Origin of the sequence: Streptomyces sp. PsTaAH-137, assembly GCF_003259365.1 — a bacterium.
Taxonomy (GTDB): domain Bacteria; phylum Actinomycetota; class Actinomycetes; order Streptomycetales; family Streptomycetaceae; genus Streptomyces.
The window spans coordinates 31,852-47,898 of record NZ_QLLY01000011.1 but is presented as its reverse complement, the minus strand read 5'-3'; the positions used below and the strand labels follow the sequence as shown (position 1 = coordinate 47,898).

Annotated in this window: 16 protein-coding genes; 8 read left to right on the top strand and 8 right to left on the bottom strand. The window is 73.1% G+C overall.

Annotation, left to right across the window (positions count from 1 at the left end):
- Nucleotides 1-450: 450 nt before the first annotated feature.
- Together K377_RS24140 and fxsA are read left to right on the top strand one after the other, a co-directional pair.
- Nucleotides 451-1,224 carry a polyprenol monophosphomannose synthase gene (locus K377_RS24140; RefSeq protein ID WP_111665594.1) on the top strand — a complete coding sequence of 258 codons (774 nt, stop codon included), beginning with the start codon at nucleotides 451-453 and terminating at the stop codon, nucleotides 1,222-1,224.
- A gap of 71 nt (nucleotides 1,225-1,295) precedes the next feature.
- The gene (gene fxsA, locus K377_RS24135; protein WP_111665593.1) at nucleotides 1,296-1,877 is read left to right on the top strand and encodes an FxsA family membrane protein; all 582 of its coding nucleotides are present in this window, start codon (nucleotides 1,296-1,298) and stop codon (nucleotides 1,875-1,877) included.
- A gap of 94 nt (nucleotides 1,878-1,971) precedes the next feature.
- On the opposite strand, the gene K377_RS24130 is transcribed toward fxsA, so the two are convergent.
- The 4 genes from K377_RS24130 to K377_RS24115 form a co-directional block, all read right to left on the bottom strand.
- The gene (locus K377_RS24130) at nucleotides 1,972-2,346 is read right to left on the bottom strand and encodes an RNA polymerase-binding protein RbpA (protein WP_003977404.1); all 375 of its coding nucleotides are present in this window, start codon (nucleotides 2,344-2,346) and stop codon (nucleotides 1,972-1,974) included.
- Between the two features lie 256 nt (nucleotides 2,347-2,602).
- Nucleotides 2,603-3,967: an MFS transporter gene (locus tag K377_RS24125; protein ID WP_111665592.1), complete on the bottom strand. Its 1,365-nt coding sequence runs from the start codon at nucleotides 3,965-3,967 to the stop codon at nucleotides 2,603-2,605.
- Nucleotides 3,968-4,026: 59 nt separating this feature from the next.
- Complete coding sequence (locus tag K377_RS24120) at nucleotides 4,027-4,794, bottom strand: glycerophosphodiester phosphodiesterase (protein ID WP_111665591.1); 768 nt, start codon at nucleotides 4,792-4,794, stop codon at nucleotides 4,027-4,029.
- Nucleotides 4,791-5,423, bottom strand: coding sequence for a hypothetical protein (locus K377_RS24115; protein WP_111665817.1), 633 nt, complete (start codon nucleotides 5,421-5,423; stop codon nucleotides 4,791-4,793). The genes K377_RS24120 and K377_RS24115 overlap by 4 nt, the downstream gene beginning before the upstream one ends.
- A 195-nt stretch (nucleotides 5,424-5,618) precedes the next feature.
- Here K377_RS24115 and K377_RS24110 point away from each other — a divergent pair, with 195 nt between their 5' ends.
- Nucleotides 5,619-7,118 carry a PLP-dependent aminotransferase family protein gene (locus tag K377_RS24110; RefSeq protein ID WP_111665590.1) on the top strand — a complete coding sequence of 500 codons (1,500 nt, stop codon included), beginning with the start codon at nucleotides 5,619-5,621 and terminating at the stop codon, nucleotides 7,116-7,118.
- A gap of 7 nt (nucleotides 7,119-7,125) precedes the next feature.
- Here the strand turns inward: K377_RS24110 and K377_RS24105 are convergent, their stop codons facing one another.
- Together K377_RS24105 and K377_RS24100 are read right to left on the bottom strand one after the other, a co-directional pair.
- Nucleotides 7,126-8,643, bottom strand: a complete 1,518-nt coding sequence (locus K377_RS24105) for a hypothetical protein (protein ID WP_237551399.1) — start codon at nucleotides 8,641-8,643, stop codon at nucleotides 7,126-7,128.
- A 112-nt stretch (nucleotides 8,644-8,755) separates the two neighbouring features.
- The gene (locus tag K377_RS24100) at nucleotides 8,756-8,950 is read right to left on the bottom strand and encodes a hypothetical protein (protein ID WP_018534760.1); all 195 of its coding nucleotides are present in this window, start codon (nucleotides 8,948-8,950) and stop codon (nucleotides 8,756-8,758) included.
- Nucleotides 8,951-9,239: 289 nt separating this feature from the next.
- On the opposite strand from K377_RS24100, the gene K377_RS24095 reads away from it, so the two are divergent.
- The 5 genes from K377_RS24095 (at nucleotide 9,240) to K377_RS24075 (ending at nucleotide 14,638) form a co-directional block, all read left to right on the top strand.
- Entirely contained in the window at nucleotides 9,240-9,632 is a 393-nt protein-coding gene (locus tag K377_RS24095) for an ankyrin repeat domain-containing protein (protein WP_111665588.1), read from the top strand.
- Between the two features lie 279 nt (nucleotides 9,633-9,911).
- Nucleotides 9,912-11,324, top strand: a complete 1,413-nt coding sequence (locus K377_RS24090) for a HEAT repeat domain-containing protein (protein ID WP_111665587.1) — start codon at nucleotides 9,912-9,914, stop codon at nucleotides 11,322-11,324.
- 151 nt (nucleotides 11,325-11,475) lie between these two features.
- A complete protein-coding gene (locus K377_RS24085) occupies nucleotides 11,476-12,600 on the top strand; it encodes a glycosyltransferase family 1 protein (protein WP_111665586.1) in 1,125 nt (374 codons plus the stop codon).
- Nucleotides 12,597-13,754 carry a glycosyltransferase gene (locus K377_RS24080; RefSeq protein ID WP_111665585.1) on the top strand — a complete coding sequence of 386 codons (1,158 nt, stop codon included), beginning with the start codon at nucleotides 12,597-12,599 and terminating at the stop codon, nucleotides 13,752-13,754. Before K377_RS24085 ends, K377_RS24080 begins: the two co-directional genes overlap by 4 nt.
- Nucleotides 13,751-14,638 (top strand): SGNH/GDSL hydrolase family protein, encoded by an 888-nt coding sequence (locus tag K377_RS24075; protein ID WP_111665584.1) that lies wholly within the window; start codon nucleotides 13,751-13,753, stop codon nucleotides 14,636-14,638. Before K377_RS24080 ends, K377_RS24075 begins: the two co-directional genes overlap by 4 nt.
- Here K377_RS24075 and K377_RS24070 read toward each other — a convergent pair.
- Nucleotides 14,606-15,577, bottom strand: coding sequence for an NAD-dependent epimerase/dehydratase family protein (locus K377_RS24070; RefSeq protein ID WP_111665583.1), 972 nt, complete (start codon nucleotides 15,575-15,577; stop codon nucleotides 14,606-14,608). The genes K377_RS24075 and K377_RS24070 overlap by 33 nt on opposite strands.
- On the bottom strand, nucleotides 15,574-16,011 hold the full coding sequence (locus K377_RS24065; protein WP_111665582.1) for a MerR family transcriptional regulator: 438 nt from the start codon (nucleotides 16,009-16,011) through the stop codon (nucleotides 15,574-15,576). The genes K377_RS24070 and K377_RS24065 overlap by 4 nt, the downstream gene beginning before the upstream one ends.
- Nucleotides 16,012-16,047: the final 36 nt, after the last annotated feature.

The following is a 16,047-nucleotide window of genomic DNA, read 5'->3' as shown; positions in this document are numbered from 1 at the left end:
CTGCGCGTCCTCTGCCCTGACCAGGCACCTTGCCAAAGACCCCCAGGTCAAACGGCTGTTGACAGAACGCGGCGGGGGACGGGTAGGTTCGGCCGGGTCCACCACCTTCCAGGCACGACCGGGGAAGTCCACGCAGTCGTCGAACGCAGCTGGGTCAGGGGGTGGTGCGCCGCACCGGCGCACCGCCACTGGGAGCCAGGCCCAGCGCCCGCGCCACGGGGCGCTGGAACGTTCCGGCCGGTCGAGCCAGGTGCGACCCGGGTGGGGCCCGGGCGTTCAGTAGACAACGGCTTTAGGTCGACCCGCAGCCAGCGGGCCCCAGGTCGGCCCGAAGGACGCCCGGCCCCGATCCGCAGTTCTCCCGCACCCGCCCCTGGGGCGCCGGGTCGGCGTGATCATTCCTGCTCGCTATGGTGGTCCTCTTGTGAACGGAAGTTTTAAGGGGAACCTGTGAGCGACGGCGGTGGGCGGAAGTTCGGCCCTCTGGGTACGGCCTTGGTGATCATTCCGACCTTCAACGAGGCGGAGAACATCACGTCCATCGTGGGCCGCGTCCGGGCGGCGGTGCCCGCGGCGCACGTCCTGGTCGCCGACGACAACAGCCCGGACGGCACCGGCAAGCTGGCCGACGAGCTGGCCGCCGACGACGATCAGGTGCACGTCCTGCACCGCACCGGCAAGGAGGGCCTGGGCGCCGCCTATCTGGCCGGCTTCGCCTGGGGCATCGAGCACGACTACGGCGTACTGATCGAGATGGACGCCGACGGCTCGCACCAGCCCGAGGAACTGCCCCGGCTGCTCACCGCGCTCAAGGGCGCCGACCTCGTGCTCGGCTCGCGCTGGGTGCCGGGCGGCCGGGTCGTCAACTGGCCCAAGTCCCGCGAGTTCCTCTCCCGCGGCGGCTCCACGTACTCGCGCCTCCTGCTCGACGTCCCGATCCGCGACGTCACCGGCGGTTTCCGCGCCTTCCGCCGCGAGACCCTCGAAGGCCTCGGCCTCGACGAGGTCGCCTCGCAGGGCTACTGCTTCCAGGTCGACCTCGCCCGCCGCGCCATCAAGGCCGGCTATCACGTCGTCGAGGTGCCGATCACCTTCGTCGAGCGCGAGCTGGGCGACTCCAAGATGAGCAAGGACATCGTCGTGGAGGCCCTGTGGCGGGTCACCACGTGGGGCGTGGGGGAGCGGGTCGGCAAGGTGCTCGGACGCGGCCCCGACACCCCCTGAGCCCCTCCTGACCGGGCACTGCTGATCCTCTGCTTACGCCACTCGGACGCGGTACCGGGCACACTTGAGGCATGACCACTGGTACTCCGCCCCTCAAGCCCACGGGAGCCCGGCGCTCCCGTGTCCGTACGCTCCTGCCGATCGGCGTCGCCGCGTGGGTGATCCTCGAGATCTGGCTGGGGACCGTGGTCGCGGGGGCGATCGGTGGCTTCTGGTACTTCCTGGTGATGGTCGCGGGCTTCGTGCTGGGCGCCGTCGTGATCAAGGCGGCGGGCCGCCGCGCCTTCCAGAGCCTGAACGAGACGCTCCGGCGCCAGCAGCAGGGCGTCGTGGAGGCGGGAGAGCAGCGCCGGCCGGGCAACGGGCTGCTGATGCTCGCCGGTCTCCTGCTGATGATCCCCGGACTGATCACCGACGCCTTCGGCCTGCTGCTCCTGCTCCCGCCGCTGCGCACGGCCCTGAGCCGCTACACGGAGCGGTCGCTGGAGAAGAGGATGAGCGCGGCGGCCCCGGGTTCGCTGGGGAACGCGTTCCAGCAGGCGCGCATGCGCCAGCCGGGCTCCACGGTCATCCAGGGTGAGGTCGTCCGCGAGGACGAGTACCCGGGCCCGCGCCGGGACGACGCCGACCCGCGCCCGCCGATCGCGCCCTGAGGCGGCGCGGGCGCACACGACAAGGCCGGGGGCCGGACACAGGATGTGTGTCCGGCCCCCGGCCGTTCGCAGTCTTTGCCAAGCCCCGCAGGGATTACGCGGACTTGCGGCTGTCCCTCGGGTGAACCGCGATGTTCATCGCGCCCGAGCGCAGCACCGCCAGGCGCTCCTCGAGGACCTCTTCGAGCTCCTCGCGGGTGCGCCGCTCCATCAGCATGTCCCAATGCGTACGGGCGGGCTTCGCCTTCTTCTCCTCAGGGCCGTCACCGTCCACAAGAAGTGCCTGGGCCCCGCAGACCTTGCACTCCCACTCCGGCGGAATCTCGGCCTCCACGGAGAAGGGCATCTCAAAGCGATGGCCCTTCTCGCATGCGTACTCCACGGCCTGGCGCGGGGCCAGGTCGATGCCGCGGTCCGTCTCGTAGCTGGTCACTACGAGGCGTGTGCCGCGAAGAGCTCGCTCACTCATGAATCGTGCCTCCCGGGCTTGTCGCCCACAGGACAGGTGTCGCTGTCGTCGTCATCCGGTCAACGTCCGGTCGGCGGTAAAGATTCCCGGTCCCCGGGTCATGCGTCGCCGTCGTAGCCGCCCCTTGTTGTACCCACCAGTGCCCGGTTTGTCACATCTGACACCAGATGTGGCCTAACGTCGCACATTCTTGACGTGCAGTAACGGTACGCCTGGCAGGCCAACCGCGTACACTACCGGCCTTTGCCTTCAGGTGCTAAATCCGGGTCGGTACAGGATTCCCCGCGTCGCGGATCGCCTGACGAACAGGTACCCGCGCGAGCAGGACAAAACCGATCACGAAGAAAGCGACCAGGGACACGATCGCGTACCGGTAGCTTCCGGTCAGCTGGAACGCGAGTCCGAACACCAGTGGTCCCACCCAGCTCATGCCCCGGTCGCTCATCTCGTACGCGGAGAAGTACTCGGCCTCCTTGCCCGCCGGGACGAGGTGCGAGAACAGAGAGCGGGAGAGGGCCTGGGTGCCGCCGAGGACGAGGCCGATGCCGACCGCCAGGGCGTAGAACCACACGGGGGAGTCCTTCGGCAGGAAGTAACCCGCCCCGATGGTCACCGTCCACGCCACCAGGGAGCCGAGGATCGTGCGCTTCGCTCCGTACGCACGCGCGAGGCGGCCCATTCCGAGCGCCCCGGCCACCGCCAGGACCTGCACCAGGAGAACCGCCGTGATCAGCGCGGACTGATCGAGGCCCAGTTCCTCGGAGCCGTACACGGACGCCTGGGAGATCACGGTCTGCACGCCGTCGTTGTAGACGAGATAGGCCAGCAGGAAGGAGAGCGTCAACGGATGGCGGCGCATGTCCTTCAAAGTGGCGAGCAGCTGACGCACCCCCGTCGTCGTCCCCGTGCCGCCGCCCTGCGCGGGGACCGGGCGCCGCTCACGCAGACGGCGTAGCGGGATCAGGGTGAACGCGCCCCACCAGAGCCCGGCCGAGGCGAGACAGATGCGCACCGCCGCCGACTCCGTGAGACCGAAGGAGTCGTGTGCCAGATACAGCACCAGATTCACCACGAGGACGAGCGAGCCGGCCGCGTAGCCGAAGGCCCAGCCGCGCGACGACACGGCGTCGCGCTCCTCGGGCGGGGCGATCTGCGGCAGGAAGGAGTTGTAGAGCGCCATCGACACGGCCAGCGCGGCGTTCGCCACCACGAGGAGCAGGCCGCCCAGCAGATAGCGGTCGCCGTTCAGGAAGAACATGGCCGTCGTGGCCGCGGCGCCGATGTAGGCGGAGAGCGCGAGCAGCGGCTTCTTGCGGCCCGAACGGTCGGCGGCCGCGCCCGCGAGCGGCATCAGGAAGATCGCGACGATCACCGAGAGGGAGACCGTGTACGCGAAGAAGGACCCGGCGCGCACCGGTATGCCCAGGGGGTGCACATAGCCGTCCGCGTCCGCCGCGGCCTTCGCGACCGAGGTGAGGTACGGGCCAAGGAACACAGTCAGGACGCTCGTCGAGTAGACCGAGCACGCCCAGTCGTAGAAGTACCAGCCGCGTTGTTCGCGCTTGCGGTCGGCCAGGGCGGTCGCGCCCGCCGCCGTCCCCTGAGCGGTGTCGGTGCCCACCCGTGTCCCCTTGTTGTCCTGTCGTCCCCGTGTGACCGTCGCGCCGCGGGCGGCGTTCCTCAGGCCCAGCTTCCCTGGTCCTTCAGGACGTCCCGCAGCGTCTCGATGTGATCGGAAACTATGCCATCGACCCCCAGGTCGAGAAGTCGCCGCATCTCGGACTCGTCGTTGACCGTCCAGACGTGGACCTGCAGCCCGCGCGCGTGGGCGGCCCGCACGAAACGCTCGTCGACCACCCGGATCCGCCCGTGGGTGACCGGGACCTGGGCGCAGACGGCCGAGCGGCGCAGCGCCGCCGGAAGCCCGTACGACTTCAGGCGCAGACCGAGTACTCCCTTGGTGCCGTACGAGGTGGCGAGGCGCGGTCCGGCGAGCGCCTGCGCCCGTGCGACCCGGCGCTCCGAGAAGGAGCCGACGCAGACCCGGTCCCACGCGCGCGTGCGGCGCAGCAGGTCGAGCAGGGGCACGAGGGCCGGTTCGGCCTTCACGTCCACGTTCCAGCGGACGTCGGGGAAGGCCTCCAGCAGGTCCTCGAAGAGGGGGACCGGTTCCGTGCCCGCCACGCGCGCGTGGCGGATCTCGCTCCACGGCAGATCGGCGATCCGGCCCCGCGCGTCCGTGACCCGGTCGAGGGTGGCGTCGTGGAACGCGACCAGGCGGCCCTCGCTCGTCGCGTGCACATCGGTCTCGATGTAGCGGTAACCGAGGTCCACGGCGTGCCGGAACGCGGCGAGCGTGTTCTCCAGACCGCCCGCGGCCCCGCCGCGGTGGGCGAGGGCGAGCGGACCGGGATGGTCGAGATAGGGGTGGCGTACGGGGTGGGTCACCGTCGCAGTATCGCCCGCCGGGGTGACGCCCCGGCGGCCACGGTGGATCCGGCGGACGGCGTGGGGGCGGCGAAGACGCGCAGGAAGAACTGGGCCAGCGGGCCGATCGCGACCGCGTACAGCACGGTGCCCACCCCGATCGTGCCGCCGAGCAGGAACCCGGTCACCACGACGGCGACCTCGACGGCGGTGCGCATCAGCCGGATCGAGCGGCCCGTGCGCAGATGCAGCCCCGTCATGAGGCCGTCGCGCGGGCCGGGGCCGAACCTCGCCGCGATGTAGAGGCCGGTCGCCGCCCCGTTGAGCACGATCGCGACGATCATCAGCGGAACGCGCACCCCGAAGGAATGCACATCGGGCACCAGGGCGAGCGTGCCGTCCATCGCGAGGCCCACCACGAAGACGTTCGAGACCGTGCCGAGACCGGGCCGCTGCCGCAGCGGGATCCACAGGAGCAGCACCACCGCGCCCACGCCGATCGACACGACGCCGATCGAGACGCCGGTCAGCTCGGAGAGCCCCTGGTGCAGCACGTTCCAGGGCTCCAGGCCGAGCCCCGCCTCCACCAGGAGCGCCGAACTGGCGCCGTACAGGGCAAGACCCACATAAAGCTGGAGGAGACGCCGGATGAGTGAGCCGCTCCCCGGTACGGCCCGCGACGACGGCCCTGGCGCTGACGGCTCCGGCACTGACGGTTGTGGCGCTGACGGCTCTGGCGCTGACAAGAGATGCCCCCTGTGGTGATGGTGGACCGACTCGTGACACTGTGTGGCCTGTAAACCCATGCCAACCATGGCCAATTCCGGGAAGGTGGACTGGACCGCATGGCTCAGTGGACTTCGGCGATCGGCTCGGCTCAGCTCGCCCGGCTGCTCACCTCGCAGCAGGACCGGCCCGCCGGGCCCGGCACCCGCCGCCCGCCCGCCTACCGGGCGCTCGCCGACGGCATCCGGCTGCTCGTCCTGGAGGGCCGCGTCCCGGTGGCCACCCGGCTGCCCGCCGAGCGCGAACTGGCCCAGGCGCTCTCGGTCAGCCGCACCACCGTCGCGGCCGCCTACGAGGCGCTGCGCGGCGAGGGATACCTGGAGTCCCGCAGGGGGGCGGGCAGTTGGACCGCGGGCCCGGCCGGGAACCCGCTTCCCGCGCGGGGCCTCGAACCCCTGCCGCCCGAGTCCCTCGGCTCGATGATCGACCTCGGCACGGCCGCGCTGCCCGCCCCGGAACCCTGGCTGACCCGCGCCGTGCGGGGCGCCCTCGACGAACTGCCGCCCTACGCCCACACCCACGGCGACTACCCGGCCGGCCTGCCCGCGCTGCGCACGATGATCGCCGAGCGGTACACCGCGCACGGCATCCCGACCATGCCCGAGCAGATCATGGTGACGACCGGCGCCATGGGCGCCATCGACGCGATCTGCCACCTCTTCGCGGGCCACGGCGAGCGCGTCGCCGTCGAGTCGCCCAGCTACGCCAACATCCTCCAGCTGATGCGGGAGGCCGGCCTGCGGCTCGTCCCCGTCGCCATGGCCGACCGGCTCGCCGGCTGGGACCTCGACCGCTGGCGGCAGGTCCTGCGGGACGCCGCGCCGCGACTCGCCTATGTGGTCGCCGACTTCCACAACCCGACCGGCGCGCTCGCCGACGAGGAACAGCGCCGCTCCCTGGTCGACGCGGCCCGCTCGGCGGGCACCGTGCTCGTGGTCGACGAGACCATGACCGAGCTGTACTTCGACCGGGACCGGGAGATGCCGCGCCGCGTCTGCGCGTTCGACCCGGCGGGCTCGACGGTCGTCACGGTGGGCTCGGCCAGCAAGGCGTTCTGGGCCGGCATGCGGATCGGCTGGGTGCGGGCCGCCCCGGACGTGATCCGCAGCCTGGTCGCCGCCCGCGCGTACGCCGATCTGGGCACTCCGGTCCTGGAGCAGCTGGCCGTGAACTGGCTGCTGAACACCGGTGGCTGGGAGGAGGCCGTGGAGCTGCGCCGCACTCAGGCGCGGGAGAACCGGGACGCCCTCGTCGCCGCGCTGCGCCGGGAGCTGCCCGACTGGGAGTTCGACGTGCCGGAGGGCGGCCTGACGCTGTGGGTGAAGGCGGGCGGGCTCTCCGGTTCGCGGCTCGCCGCGGTGGGGGAGCGGGTCGGGGTGCGGGTGCCGTCCGGGCCGCGATTCGGCGTCGACGGCGCCTTCGAGGGGTATGTGCGGCTGCCGTTCACCGTGGGTGGCGCCGTGGCCGACGAGGCGGCGGTGCGGCTCGCGGCGGCGGCGCGGCTCGTGACGGACGGTCAGGGTGCGGGCGGGGACGTGCCGCGCACCCTGATCGCGTGATCCGTCGTCAGCGCTCCGCGAGCGCCTCGGCCTCGTCCGGAACCGCCTCGACCGCGGTCTCGGAGGCGGATTCCGCGGGCGTGATCCGGTCCGGCAGCAGCGCCATCACGGCCTGCCGGTGCGCCTCACTGGTCGCGTCGTCGTACGGGTCGGGCGTGGCCGGCACCTGGAGCCGGTGGACCGGACCCGTGCCGAGCCGGGCGTAGCCGCGGCCAGCCGGTACGTCGGAGGTGGGAGTGGTCGGCGGCTGGATGCCGAGGACGTCATCCAGCTCCTCCGTGGTGGCCGGACCGAGCACCACGCGCGCGCGGGTGTGCTGGCGCACCGGCTCGATCAGGGCGTCGAGGCTGTCGAACTGCTCCGCCACCACGACCGTCACCCCGGCCGCGCGCCCGTGCCGCAGCGGCACCTGGAGCAGGCTCTGCGGATCCTTGCGGCCGTCCGCCGCGGCCAGATGACCCAGCGCGCCGGGCCGGTCGAGCAGGATCCACAGCGGACGCTTGATGTCGTCCGGCGTCGGGTGTCCCGCCTGCCGGGCCCGGTTCGCCGCGATGAGGCGGCGCTCGGTCTCGTTGCTCGCCCATTCGAGGCTGGCGAGCGCGCCCGCAAGCCCGCACTCGACGGCGAGGACACCGTCCCGGCCGACCAGGCAGGCGTAGTCGCCGGTGCCGCTGCCCTCGATGATCAGTACGTCACCGTGCTGGAGGGCCTGCAGCGCGATCGAGCGCACGAGGGACGTCGTGCCGCTGCCGGGCTGGCCCACGGCCAGCAGGTGGGGCTCGGTGGAGCGGACGCCGGTGCGCCAGACGACCGGCGGCACGTCGCGCTGCTCCTCGCCGTCCATGACCGGCAGCGTGCGCTGCACCCCGGTCTCGTCGGTGAAGCCGAGCACCGTCTCCGCGGGGGCGGTCACGAAGCGCTGGGCGGCGATGTCGGTGGGGAGCGGGGCGAGGACCGTCACGGTGAGGTGGTTGCCCTCCTCGTCCCAGGCGAAGTGGTACTCACGGCCGCGGCCCAGCTTGGCGCCGAGCAGCTGCTCGATCCGCGCCCGCGACTCCGGGTCGCCGTCGGCGAAGTAGGCCGGATAGCTGATGGTGAGCCGGTCGAAGCGGCCGTCGCCGTCGAAGTCGTACGTCTCGAAGGCCTTCTCCCACTCGCCGCCGTGGGCGTAGAGCGGGCTGGGGTCCTCGGCCACGGAGAAGTACGGCACGAGCGCCTCGTAGAGCGAGGAGAGGCGCTTGACCTGCGACTCGTCGGGTCCGGCCGGCTCCTCGGGCTGCTTGGGATCGCGGCCCTTCCACGCGGCCGCCGCCATGACCGTGATGATCGCGAGCAGCGGCCCGTAGGGAATGAACACCACGACCAGGACCACGGCGGCCACCAGGAACAGCAGCGGTCCGCGCCGGTCCTTGGGGGTGTCCGCCCACTTGCGTCGTCCGGCGGCAGCCAGACGACGCAGTCCACGGGTGATCGTGATGAGCGGGTGGAGGACGTCGGTGGCGCCGTCGGCGGCCGTCCGTGCCATTTCCCGGCTCCGGGCGATGGAGGCGCTGCCGGTGCTCAGAATCCGGGGCAACGGGGAGTTGGGACGCCTGACCACGTCGGTCTCCTGAAGGTGTGTGCGGGTGGATGGGCCGTCAGAACTTGATCCCGCCGAGCAGGCTGGCGAGGCTCGCGCCGCCCGCCTTGATGCTCGGGGCGATGGCCGTGCCCGCCAGGTAGAAGCCGAAGAGGGCGCATACCAGTGCGTGCGAGGCCTTCAGTCCGTCCTTGCGGAAGAAGAGGAAGACGATGATGCCGAGCAGCACGACGCCCGAGATGGACAGGATCATGAGGGTTCTCCTGGTTGGTGGGGACAGTCACCATGAGTTCTTCCAGGCTCACAGCATGTATCTATACGACAAAAGGTGCAAATGGGTGTTTTTTCCCATGTTTCACCCGGTCGGCAGACGCTGTTGTGGCTGGTGAGGCGCCCGGGCGGGCCGCCGGACGGTCGTCCGTACTGCCCGTGATCTTTGCCTCGCGGGGGTCGGCTCATGTGCCCCGGCGGGCAGTACCCTGGCGATTCACTCGTACGGCCGCACGGCCGTACCAGCACGGATGTGAAAGGCGGTTCGGCCGATGAGCGAAGCCCCCGACCCGGAGGTCGTGGAGCTGGCCACCAAGATCTTCGATCTCGCGCGCCGCGGCGAGACGGAGGCTCTCACGCAGTACGTGGACGCGGGCGTGCCCGCGAATCTCACGAACGACCGGGGGGACACGCTCGTCATGCTCGCCGCGTACCACGGCCACGCACGGACCGTGACCGCGCTCCTGGAGCGCGGCGCCGACGCCAACCGCGCCAACGACAAGGGACAGACCCCGCTCGCGGGCGCCGTCTTCAAGGGCGAGGAGGCCGTCATCAGAGCACTGCTCGCCGGTGAGGCCGATCCGGCCGCGGGGACCCCTTCGGCGGTCGACACGGCCCGGATGTTCGGCAAGGCAGAGCTCCTGGAGCTCTTCGGCGCCTCCTGACACACAGGCGCTGACCAGGAAAAACGGGGGTGCAGGAAATGTGGTCGCGGCGGGCGGAACCGCTGGGTCATGATGACGGCGTGATTTACGGACGTGATGGCGGGGCAGGTGCTGCCCACGCGCCACGCGGGCCGTAAGTGGCCCGGATCGGGCCTTGGACGAGAGGCAGAGAGATGGTCTACAGCAAGCAAGAGACGGCGGGCGCTCCGACGTGTTGTCGCGTGGCCAGGTAGGTGCGGATTCCCGGTTGCGTCGACGCTTGATGTGAGGCTGTTTCCCATGTTCGAACCGGTCATAGCGCCCAGCGGTACGCTGCTCGGCCTGTTGCAGCGAGGCCGCGGTGACGGCACGCTGCACGCGCTGACGGCACCGCGGGACGAGGCGCTCGCGGCTCTGAATCACTGTGTGCTGAGCGACCCCCGCCACGACTGGCAGGTGGAGAACCGCTCGCTGTACTACGCCCGCCTCTACCTCGATCTCCACGGCGAGCTCGGGGAGATCGAGCGGCACCTCTTCGACCCCGACGACCTCCTCGACACCGACGAGTGCCGTACGGGACTCGCCCTGTCCGTGCTCGGTCACCTCGCCTCCTACGGCAGGCGGGACGCCCTGGAGCTGCTGCGCAGGTACGCCGCCCTCGGCGGGAACTGGGCCTGGGCGCTCGACGAGCTGGCCCTGCGCGACGACGACGCCGGGCTGCGCGCCCTGGCCGAGCCGGTCCTCGCCCGCTTCCCGCTGGACGAGGAGGCCGAGCTGGTCGCGGCCGTCCGGGACGCCTTCGAGCCCCGCCCGTGGCGGCTGTGGGCCGAGGACCCGCGACCCCACGTCGGCGCACGCGTGCGTGCCGCCCAGGAGTCCGGCTCCTTCGACCGCTGGCAGCGGCAGATGCGGCCCTCGGGGCCACGCCCCGAGTGGAGCGTGCAGGCCGTCTTCGACTGGGCCCAGCAGGGCTTCGAGCGCGGCGCGGCGCTCTATGTGCCGGCCGCGCGCTGCCTGACCGCCGTCGCGGGCCCCACCGACCGTGCCGAGATCCTGCGGGCCGCCCGCGAGGGTTCGGACGGAGCCCGCTGCACCGCCCTGCGCTATCTCACCGACACCCACGATCCCGACGTGCTGGATCTGGTCGAGGCCGCCGTGGCGTCACCCTCCCGCGTGGTGGTGGACGCGGCCGTGGACTGTTTCGAGCGGATGCGCTCCGTCGCCGCCGTGGAGCGCGCCCGCCGCTGGGCGCCACGGCCCGACGTGCTCGGCGCCGCCGCCGGGCGGATGCTCGCGTGCCGGGGCGGCACCAAGGACCGCGAGCTGGTCCTGACCGCACTGCGGGAGGCCGTCCGCGGCGACGGTCCCGACGCCCCCACCCTCTGGCCGCTCGTCGACGGAGCGGGCCGCCTCGGCATCGTCTGCGCGGCCCCCGTTCTGCGGCACATCTACCGCGAGACGGCCTCCTCCCACGGCCGCGGGCAGGCCGCCCGCGCCCTCGCCGCCACCGACCCCTCCTTCGCCGCGGGATTCGCCGTCGAGTGCCTGTGGGACTGCGAGGAGTCCACCCGCGAGATCGCCGCACGGCACGCCGAGACCGGAGACGCCCGGGTCGTGGACCAGCTCCGCAGGCTCGCCGCCGATCCGGCCGAGGAAGCCGAGGTCCAGACCGCCGTACGCAGCAGGATCGGGCCGGACGCGACGGCCCTGTGACGCCCTGATGGACGGGAGGCGGCCCCCGGACGAGGGGCCGCCTCCCGCCGTTTCCCCAGGTGTCGCGGGGTGACGCAACGCTCACGGGACGTTCCACAACGGGAAAGATCCACGTTGACGTGGGCACGCCGGACGCGGCGAGAACACCCGTATGCGTGTCGTCATCGTGACCGAGTCCTTCCCGCCCGACATCAACGGAGTGGCGCACTGCGCCCTGCAGACCGCCCGGCATCTCGCCGCCCGCGGTCACGACCCCCTTGTCATCGCACCCGCCACGGCGGCGGGTCCCGAGGTGGACGCGGCCGCGCCCTGCCCGGTGGTCCGCGTCCCCTCCCTCCCGCTGCCCGGCTACCCGCAGGTGCGGGTCGCCCTGCCGAGCCGCCGCGTCGCCCAGACGCTGGCCGCGCACGGCGCCGAACTCGTCCATCTGGCCAGCCCGTTCGTGCTCGGAGTACGCGGGATGACCGCCGCGGCCCGGCTCCGGATCCCGGCCGTCGCCGTCTACCAGACCGATCTCGCCGGCTACGCCCGTACATACATGGGGGCCGGGGAGGCCACGGCCTGGCGGCGGATCCGCGGGGTGCACGGCGCTGCCGACCGCACCCTCGCCCCGTCCACGGCGGCTCAGCGCGATCTGGAGGCGCACGGGGTGCCACGGGTGCGGCTGTGGCCCCGGGGAGTGGACGCCGTACGGTTCCGCCCCGAACTCCGCGACGAGCGCCTGCGGGCCGAGCTCGCGCCGGGCGGCGAACTCCTCGTCGGATATGTGGGACGCCTCGCGCCCGAGAAACAGGTGGAGCTGCTCGCGCGCGTGTGCGGGCGGCCCGGCGTGCAGGTCGTGATCGTCGGCGACGGACCGAGCGAGCCGTCCCTGCGCGGCGCGCTCCCCGGCGCCCGCTTCCTCGGGCGGCGCACCGGGGACGACCTCGCCCGGATCTACGCCTCCCTGGACGTGTTCGTGCACACCGGCCCGTACGAGACCTTCTGCCAGACCGTGCAGGAGGCCATGGCCAGCGGCGTCCCGGTAGTCGCGCCCGCGGCCGGCGGCCCGCTCGACCTCGTGGCGCACGGCACGACCGGCCTGCTGGTGCCGCCCGGCGACTCCGGTGCCGTGCTCGCCGCGGTGGAGACGCTGGCCGCCGATCCCGGGCTGCGGGCCGCGTACGGCGCCGCGGGCCGTGCGGCGGTGGAGGGCCGGTCCTGGTCGGCGGTGGGCGACCAGCTGATCGACCACTACGACGAGGTGCTGCACGCCCGTACGGCGGTGGCGGCATGAGCGGGGCCCTGCGCATCGTGCGGCTCGCCAACTTCGTCACGCCCGCCTCGGGCGGCCTGCGCACCGCGCTGCGCGAACTGGGCGCGGGATACGCGGCGGCCGGGCACGACCCCGTGCTGATCGTGCCGGGGGAGCGGACGGCCAACGAGGAGAGCGACCAGGGACGCGTCATCACGCTGCCGGGACGGCCGCTGCCGGGCACCGGCGGATACCGCGTCCTCGCCGACCGGCAGCGCGTGACGCGGCTGTTGGAGCGGCTGCGCCCCGACCGCCTGGAGGTCTCGGACCGGACGACGCTGCGCTGGACCGGGGAGTGGGCGCGGCGAGCGCGGGTGCCCGCCGTGATGGTCTCCCACGAGACCGCCGACGGCGTCCTGCGCGCCTGGGGCCTGCCCGAGGCGGCGGCACGCCGCGCCGCCGACGCGCTCAACATCCGTACGGCGCACGCCTACGCGCGCGTGGTGTGCACCACCGAATGGGCCGAGCGGGAGTTCGTCCGGCTCGGCGCCCGCAATGTGGTGCGCGCCCCGCTCGGCGTCGACCTCGTGAGCTGCCGGCCGCAGGCACGGGACGCGGGCGTACGGGAGCGGTACGCGCGCGGGGACGAGATCCTGCTCGTCATGTGCACCCGGCTGTCCGTCGAGAAGCGGCCCGGTACGGGGCTCGCCGCGCTGGCGGCGCTGCGCGCGGCGGGCGTCCCCGCCCGGCTCGTCGTAGCCGGGGACGGGCCGCTGCGGACCCGCCTCGAACAGCGGGCCCAGGGGCTGCCGGTGACGTTCCTCGGGCATGTCGCCGACCGGGCGTCTCTCGCCGCGCTCCAGGCCACCGCCGATGTGTGCCTGGCGCCCGGCCCCGCCGAGACGTTCGGCCTCGCCGCCCTGGAGGCACTGGCCTGCGGCACCCCCGTCGTCGTCAGCGCGTCCTCCGCGCTGCCCGAGGTGGTCGGCGCGGCCGGCGCCGTGGCCGCCGACACCGGAGCGGCCTTCGCCCGTGCCGTACGGGAGGTGCTGGCGCAGCCCGAACGCCGGCGCCGCGAGGCCGCACGCGCGCGTGCGGAGTGTTTCGGCTGGGACGTGGCCGTGGACGCCTTCCTGGCCGCCCATGACGCGGCACCGCTGAGGGCCGGGCTCCCTGTGGTTCGGGAGCCGCGATGAAGCCGCTCCGGTTCGCCGCGCTCGGCGACTCCCTCACCGAAGGCATCGGCGATCCCGTCGGCGGCGGCCGGTGGCGGGGCTGGGCCGCGCTGCTCGCGGCCGGGCTCGCGCCCGCCCACGTACCCGTCGAATTCCGGAACCTCGCGGTGAGCGGAGCACAGACCGGGGACGTCCTGGAACGGCAGCTGCCCGCCGCGCTGGCCTTCGCCCCCGACGTCGTCTCCGTCGTCGTCGGCGTCAACGACACCCTGCGCCACACCTTCGACATCAACGCGGTCGCCGCCCGCCTCGACACCGTCTACGGCGCGTTCGGCGACCGGGACACCGTGCTGCTCACCGCCTGTCTGCCCGATCCGGGCGCGCTGCTCGGCCTGCCCGGGGCCCTGGCCCGCCCGCTCGCCCGGCGGCAGCGCGCGGTGAACTCCGTCGTCCACGTCCTCTCCGAACGCCACGGCGCCGTCCATCTGCACGCCGCCGAGGGTTCCGGGGTGGCCGACCGCGCGCTGTGGAGCGCGGACCGGCTGCATCCCGGCGAGCGCGGACACCGGCTCCTCGCCGCCCGCTTCCACGCCCTGCTCGCCGCGTCGGGAGTGGCCCACGGCCCGGCACCCGGCACCGAGCCGGACGGGCCCGCGCCGACCCGCACCGCCGCCTGGTGGTGGCTGGCCACCGCGGGCACCGGCTGGGTCGCCCGGCGCTGCACCGACCTGCTGCCCCAACTCGTCGCCCTGGCCGCCGACGAGGTGCGGCACGGACTGCGCGGGACCGGCGCCCGGCTCGACCTGCGCGCGTCGGCCGGGGTGGCGGCGGCCCTGTCCGCGACCTCTTGCGGCACGGTGCGCGTCGCTCCGTCAGTCCGCGAGCAGCCCGAGGTCGCGCAGTGACGTCGCCGAGTCCACGAGCGTCGTCGCCGCGTCGCGCGGTTGCCAGCCGAGCTCGGTGCGGGCCCGGTCGTTGTGGATGACCGGGCGGGGCAGCGGGTCGCCCGGCGCCTCCTCGGTCGGCACGCGCGCGGCGAGCGGCCCGAGCCGTTCGCGCAGGACGGCTGCCAGTTCGACGAAGCTGAGCGTCGGACCGTTCGCCACGGCCAGGAAACGCCGCCCCGCGGCCTCGGGAGCGGCCATCGCCCGCAGATGCAGGTCCGCCACGTCGCGGACGTCCACGACGCCGAAGCGGGCCCTCGGGGCCACCGGCATCGCGCCGTCCAGCATCGCCTTCACCAACTGCATGGAGGAGCCGAGTACGGGCGTCAGGGTGGGCCCGAAGATGCCCGTCGGGTTGACCACGACGAGCTCGGTGCCGCCGCCCGAGCGCCCCATCAGGTCCCACGCGGCGCGCTCGGCGATCGCCTTGGAGCGCGGATAGGGCGCGAGTCCGGGGGTGTCGGGGTCGGTCCAGTCGTCCTCGGTGAACTCGGCGCCCGGCTTGGGCGTGTAGCCGACCGCCGCGAACGACGAGGTCAGCACGGTGCGCCGGACGCCCGCCGCCCGAGCCGCGCGCAGCACCCGCAGCGTGCCCTCGCGGGCCGGGACGATCAGCTCGTCCGGGTCGTCGGGCTGGACGGCCGGGATCGGGGAGGCCACATGGTGCACCTCCGCGCAGCCGGCCATCGCGGCGGGCCAGCCGTCGTCGCTCATCAGGTCCGCCGCGACGACCTGGAGCCCGGCGTCGTCGGCGCCGCCGCGCCGCACCGCCGCGCGCACCTCGGCCTCGCGGGCCGTCGAGCGCACCGTGGCCCGCACCTCGCGCCCGGCGAGCAGCAGGGCCGTGATCAGCCGCGTGCCCAGATAGCCGGACCCGCCGGTCACCAGTACGCGGCTCATCGCAGTACCTCCAAGCGCTTCGCGGCGTCGAGGGACCGCTGGGTCGCCGCGGCCTCCGCCGCGCCGTCGCCGCGCTCACGCGCGTCCCACAGAGCGGCCTTCTCGCGCAGGTAGCCGAGCCGGGCGCGCTGCGCGGCGATCTCCTCCTCGATGCGCGCCGCGTGGCGCAGCAGCAGATCGCGCTGCTCGGCGGCGGCCGTCCGGCCGCGCGCCCGGTTGGCCTGGTAGGTGCGCATGTCCTCGATGCTCATGCCGACCGCGCGCAGGCAGGCCAGCGCCTGGAGGAGATCGAGATCGTCCTCGGCGTAGCGGCGGTGCCCGCTGCGCTCGTCGCGGCCGACCGGGCCGATCAGCCCCACCTCCTCGTAGTAGCGCAGAGTGGGCTCGCTCAGCCCACTGCGCCGCGATACGTCCTGAATCGTGTAGCTCGACATGTCCGCAGCAGAACACACCTCAAGCGCTTGAAGGCA

What these genes read in the sequence shown, in the direction of transcription:
- fxsA (WP_111665593.1), top strand. Translation starts at nt 1,296, where the DNA reads ATGACCACTGGTACTCCGCCCCTCAAGCCCACGGGAGCCCGGCGCTCC.
- K377_RS24130 (WP_003977404.1), bottom strand. Translation starts at nt 2,346, where the DNA reads ATGAGTGAGCGAGCTCTTCGCGGCACACGCCTCGTAGTGACCAGCTAC.
- K377_RS24110 (WP_111665590.1), top strand. Translation starts at nt 5,619, where the DNA reads ATGGCTCAGTGGACTTCGGCGATCGGCTCGGCTCAGCTCGCCCGGCTG.
- K377_RS24105 (WP_237551399.1), bottom strand. Translation starts at nt 8,643, where the DNA reads ATGGCACGGACGGCCGCCGACGGCGCCACCGACGTCCTCCACCCGCTC.
- K377_RS24100 (WP_018534760.1), bottom strand. Translation starts at nt 8,950, where the DNA reads ATGATCCTGTCCATCTCGGGCGTCGTGCTGCTCGGCATCATCGTCTTC.
- K377_RS24095 (WP_111665588.1), top strand. Translation starts at nt 9,240, where the DNA reads ATGAGCGAAGCCCCCGACCCGGAGGTCGTGGAGCTGGCCACCAAGATC.
- K377_RS24090 (WP_111665587.1), top strand. Translation starts at nt 9,912, where the DNA reads ATGTTCGAACCGGTCATAGCGCCCAGCGGTACGCTGCTCGGCCTGTTG.
- K377_RS24085 (WP_111665586.1), top strand. Translation starts at nt 11,476, where the DNA reads ATGCGTGTCGTCATCGTGACCGAGTCCTTCCCGCCCGACATCAACGGA.
- K377_RS24080 (WP_111665585.1), top strand. Translation starts at nt 12,597, where the DNA reads ATGAGCGGGGCCCTGCGCATCGTGCGGCTCGCCAACTTCGTCACGCCC.
- K377_RS24075 (WP_111665584.1), top strand. Translation starts at nt 13,751, where the DNA reads ATGAAGCCGCTCCGGTTCGCCGCGCTCGGCGACTCCCTCACCGAAGGC.
- K377_RS24070 (WP_111665583.1), bottom strand. Translation starts at nt 15,577, where the DNA reads ATGAGCCGCGTACTGGTGACCGGCGGGTCCGGCTATCTGGGCACGCGG.
- K377_RS24065 (WP_111665582.1), bottom strand. Translation starts at nt 16,011, where the DNA reads ATGTCGAGCTACACGATTCAGGACGTATCGCGGCGCAGTGGGCTGAGC.